General features: G+C 32.6%; 6 protein-coding genes. 3 read left to right on the plus strand and 3 right to left on the minus strand.

Features of this window, described 5'->3' with window-relative positions:
• Nucleotides 1–147: 147 nt before the first annotated feature.
• Nucleotides 148–456, plus strand: a complete 309-nt coding sequence (locus H6F32_RS19995) for a hypothetical protein (protein ID WP_190371019.1) — start codon at nt 148–150, stop codon at nt 454–456.
• Nucleotides 456–1,373 carry a KilA-N domain-containing protein gene (locus tag H6F32_RS20000; RefSeq protein WP_190371020.1) on the plus strand — a complete coding sequence of 306 codons (918 nt, stop codon included), beginning with the start codon at nt 456–458 and terminating at the stop codon, nt 1,371–1,373. Before H6F32_RS19995 ends, H6F32_RS20000 begins: the two co-directional genes overlap by 1 nt.
• A gap of 11 nt (nt 1,374–1,384) precedes the next feature.
• Here the strand turns inward: H6F32_RS20000 and H6F32_RS20005 are convergent, their stop codons facing one another.
• From H6F32_RS20005 to H6F32_RS20015, 3 genes are all read right to left on the minus strand, one after another.
• Complete coding sequence (locus H6F32_RS20005) at nt 1,385–1,915, minus strand: hypothetical protein (RefSeq protein WP_190371021.1); 531 nt, start codon at nt 1,913–1,915, stop codon at nt 1,385–1,387.
• A gap of 241 nt (nt 1,916–2,156) precedes the next feature.
• Nucleotides 2,157–2,552, minus strand: coding sequence for a hypothetical protein (locus tag H6F32_RS20010; RefSeq protein ID WP_190371022.1), 396 nt, complete (start codon nt 2,550–2,552; stop codon nt 2,157–2,159).
• A 28-nt stretch (nt 2,553–2,580) separates the two neighbouring features.
• Nucleotides 2,581–3,666 (minus strand): RelA/SpoT domain-containing protein, encoded by a 1,086-nt coding sequence (locus tag H6F32_RS20015; RefSeq protein ID WP_242031208.1) that lies wholly within the window; start codon nt 3,664–3,666, stop codon nt 2,581–2,583.
• A gap of 278 nt (nt 3,667–3,944) precedes the next feature.
• On the opposite strand from H6F32_RS20015, the gene H6F32_RS20020 reads away from it, so the two are divergent.
• Complete coding sequence (locus H6F32_RS20020; protein ID WP_190371023.1) at nt 3,945–4,889, plus strand: protein rep; 945 nt, start codon at nt 3,945–3,947, stop codon at nt 4,887–4,889.
• Nucleotides 4,890–4,967: the final 78 nt, after the last annotated feature.

Consider the following 4,967-nt stretch of genomic DNA (forward strand, 5'->3'; position numbering starts at 1 on the left):
GTATTTTGGATGGAAACGTAGGGAGAAGAAATATAAATTAATTGATTGATAACATTGTTATCATCTGTTATCATAAGATTGTACTGATTTATATTTTTAAATGTAATTAGTACAATTGTACTTTATATTGTAACGGAATCAAAAATTATGCCTAGAGGTGGTAAGAGAGAAGGCGCAGGCAACAGGTATAAATGGAATCATGGTAAAACAAAGGTTATTCGTGTACCTGAAGCGATCGCGGATAGAGTATTAGAAGTTGCCAAAATTATTGACAATGGTTTATCATTGGATAATGTAACGCAGTCTAAAACTATTGATTTAACGGGTATTTCTGTCAAGCATTCTAACAGAGGAATGTTTGTATATTTAAAAGATTTACTTAATGCAGGTTACAAAATTAGACCTCTAGTTGTTATTGATAGACTTAGGAAAGATATTGATTTGGGGCTTTATTAATGAGCAAAAAAGAACAAAAAGTTTCTAGGGATGTTAATGGAATCCAAGTTGAGCAAAGGATTTCAGATGGTTTTATTAATGCTACTGCGATGTGTCTCGCGCATAATAAAAACATAAACGATTGGTTTACAACTAAAGATACTTTTGATTTGTTTGTGGCTCTTGCAGATGATTTGGGTATTGAAATCAAAAGCGGAGAATTCCGCAATTTAGATATAGCAAGGCTTTCAGCTTCTAAATATTCTAAAATATTTTTAGGTTTAGTTTTGTCTAAGCGCGGTTCTCCAGAAACAGGAGGTGGTACTTGGTTGCACCCTGATTTAGCAATTCAGCTTGCTCAGTGGTGTAATAAACCATTTGCCATTCAAGTAAGTAAATGGATTCGTGAGTGGATGACTACTGGTAAAAACCCAGTTTATGATTACTTAGATTTAGATCGTATTGTTTATAGAGATGCTTTAAAAGATGAAGCTAGATTAAGGATGACTGATCAAGTTAAAGTCTATTTAGAGCAGATTAAAAAGTATGATGATGAGAAGTATCGCGGGATTTTCTTTTCTAAGGTACATGATGCAATTAATATTGCTATAACTACTGAAACTTCTAAGCAAATGAAAGAATGTATATCTGAAATGCTGGGTAAGAAAGTAAATAATAATGAGCTTATAAGAGATTATTTTCCTGCAATGCCTCTGCAAAGATATATATCTGTTTGTGAAGCTGCTGCTAATTTTATGCTTAGGGAGAATTTGCATCCTTTAACTGCTGTTGAAAGAGCTATTGAAATTGTACTCCCTGCTGATTATGTATCTCAACCAATAGATTTCGCAGAGCATATTAAGTTTGTTAGGAAACGGATTTCCCAGCCTGTTATCTCACCTAAAAACCCTTTAGATGACAAAAAATCTTTAAATTGATAACATCGTTATCAAGTGTTATCAATGCTAATTTTCCAAAGAATATTTTTTGGACTATTTGGATCTCTTCCACCATTATCTATTAAGTAATTACCTATTTTTATAGGTAATTTTTGTTGTTGCTTTGCATTGTTAAGTTTATTTTTAACTTTTTGTGTATCTAGCTTTTTTATTTCTGGTAGATCAATAAGTTCCTTTGTTGTTAGTAATTTACTGTTGGCTTTTGTTTCTTCTTTTTCTAACAAAGAAAGCTGTTCAGGATTTATATCTATTTCTATGTTATCATCGTTATCAGATGTGATAACATTTTTCTTTATTGATCCCTGTTCTAATACTTCAAGTCGTTTTTGTAATTCTTTTATAGCTATCCATAATTCTTCATTACTATTATTTGTTTCTTTTGCCTCTACGGGAAAATCTAAATAGCTGCTTAATGCGTTAATAAGTAACTCAGTTTTACTTTTACCCGATTCACTTATATATTCTTCTACTCTGTCATAAAGGCTTTGAGGGATGCGTCCTGAGAAAAATGGGTTAGCCATAAAATTGTTATCACCTTGTGTTATCAGTTTTATGATAACATGGTTTTTAATTATTTGATAACTAGTGATAACAATTGTTATCAGATAATTTTTGAACCTGTTTTAGCGTAGCGGTGACTGACTGCTTTGATAAATTTAGGGGTTAAACGACTATTTAACTGGCAGTCAGTCAAAAACAGGTATGGGGAGAGTCCTGAGAGGGGCATTCCCCTCTCGCGCACCTATGGTACTCAACGACTAATTAGAAGATGCTTTCTTTGTCTGCTAATGATTCTAGGCTACATTTTACCATTGCTATAGCGTGTTCCATATTGATGACTTGGTAGAGAGGGCTGTATTTTTGTTTACCTTCATCTTCTCTGCTCCACCAATATTCACCGTCACCACAAATAAACACTGTAGCTTTACCATATTCTGTGATTATGTGTTGTGTTTGTTCTTCTACGCTGTCTATCCAAGTTTGGCATTCTTCTACTGTGTTAAAGATTTTGCACCTGTCACACATTAGCCCTTTTGGATTCCAACAGAGGACGACGAATTTGCCTTTGTTATGATACATGGGGTTGATGAGTGCAAAGTCTTTCTCTATTTGTGCGATCCATCTGTTTCGTGAGTAGTGTGGTTCTGGTAATTGCATATTGAGTCAATAAATTTTAATTGTTTAGTTATTCCGATACCTGATTTATGCAATAAGATAAATATCCTGTAAAAGCTGATGAATCAGCAAAATAATTTGGGTATCCTTTTTTAAGTTCTTGTATTGATTTTGCTTCAACTAAAACAATATCAATGTTTTTTTCTTCAAATTGTTTTTCTAAATGCGCGTAGTTTTTTGTAGCTTCTAGAAGTTGTCTATCATTAAAATATTCTACACTTATTGTTCTTTTGTTTGTATCTAGCATTAGTAAAAATTTACCTTTTCTTTTTTCTTCATTTTCTGTCCAGTTAACAAATACAGAGTAATTTGTTAACTTTTCTTTTACTTTTAGCTCATTTTCTAAGTTTTTTAATTGTTTTGCATATTCTAAATTTATTGTTTTACCTTTTTCTATATCTGTCATTAATAAACTCATTAATTTAAAAAATAATACCCATTTATTATCTTCCAATCCAGATTTTAATTGTTGATTAGTAAATCTATCAATAATTTCAACTGCTGTTGCCCAGTAATGTTGTATTTTATTTCTTATTTGTATTTCTATTCTTAATCCTTCAAAAATACTTTGTTTTCCACAATATTGAGATATTAAATGAATACCTCTATATCCGCTTTCTTTCGGTTTCTCAATATAATCATATTCTTTGATTATATTAACACTTTGCATATTAATAATATCTTCTCTTAACTGATAAACTAATTGTGTGTTAGATAATATTGCTCTACATCCTCCTATGTCTTGTATTCTATCAAGTTTCATATCAGGAAATCTATTGAGTTTATCTTTAATTGATGATGCTCTTTTTAACCGTTGTGTTATTATATAATCATTATCTAATTGTTTCGCACGATATCTTAATGAATTTTGTACACTATTTAATGGATATGCGTGTGAACCTCTCCAATTGCTTAAAATTATAAGAGCATCATCTATTCCTATTTTTTCATCTTTTCCTATTAATGATTCTCCCGCTTTTCTAATTTGTTTTTTGGAAAATTCCGGTTCAATCCACATAGTTGTATCTAAGTATTGGTGATCTGAGTCTACTAAGACTATATCAGTATGTGATGTATTGTCTATTTGAAAAATCATTCTTTGCTCCTGCTAATTGCTGGTTAATTGATGTAGCGAGATTAAGCGGCAATTAACAGGAGGCGATCGCGCAGCACAAATCCAGGGTTTACTTATGTGACCCCCGATTATAGATTTTGTCTTTTCCGCCTTTACTTGAATTATGAGGGATAACGGGCGCACGCAGTAAGCCTGTTTATCCGTATTCTGTAAGGCTTTCAGCTATTTTGTAGATAAAAATTGAAAAATCCGTGATATAGTTGGATTGCGACATCAACCAAATCACGGATTTTATTGCCATGACCGAAATTCCAGTTTCGGCTGCGGCGAATATTTCTAATACTCCTAGTTTAACTGATTTATCTCAAAGAGACAAGCCCTGGGATAAACATCGTTCTAATGCTGATAAAGTATCAAATTATTATGCAGGTAGTGAGTTTCAGGAATATTCTCACCGTATCAATGACTGTTCTGAATTATTAGATTTCCGTCTTGTACCAGATGCAGACGAGGGATTAATGAAATTAAAATTAAACTCAGCTAAGTTTTGTCGTGTTAGGCATTGCCCTGTTTGTCAATGGCGACGTTCTCTTATGTGGAAAGCTAAAGCATATAAGATTCTACCAAAGATTTTTGTTGAGTATCCTACTTATCGTTGGCTGTTTGTTACTTTGACTGTGCATAACTGCCAAATTAGAGACTTACGCAAAACTTTAGATTGGATGCACGAATCATTTAAACGTTTTACTAGGTTAAAAGATTTTCCTGCGATCGGCTGGCTAAAGTCAACGGAAGTTACCAGGGGTAAAGATGGATCAGCACATCCACATTTTCATTGTTTATTTATGGTACAGCCTAGTTATTTTGGTAAAAATTATCTTAAACAAGCTGAATGGGTAAAACTTTGGAAACGTTGTTTAAGGATTGATTACAATCCTGTGTTAGATGTACAAGCTATTAAGAAGGGTAATAGTCCTGCTAGTCTTATTCCTGAATTGCTTAAATACTGTACTAAGGAAAGTGATTTAACCGTAGATAGAGAATGGTTTTTGGAATTGACTAGACAACTCCATAAAGCGAGAACTATTGCTAGTGGTGGTGTGCTTAAAGACTTTTTAAAGGACTTAGAGAAAGAACCAGAGGATTTAATAGGTAAAGACGATGAAGGTGAGGAATTGGTAGATGAGGGACATCTGTATTTTGGATGGAAACGTAGGGAGAAGAAATATAAATTAATTGATTGATAACATTGTTATCATCTGTTATCATAAGATTGTACTGATTTATATTTTTAAATGTAATTAGTACAATTGTACTTTATA

The sequence above is a fragment of the Anabaena sp. FACHB-1237 genome (genome assembly GCF_014696225.1).
Taxonomy (GTDB): Bacteria; Cyanobacteriota; Cyanobacteriia; order Cyanobacteriales; family Nostocaceae; genus FACHB-1237.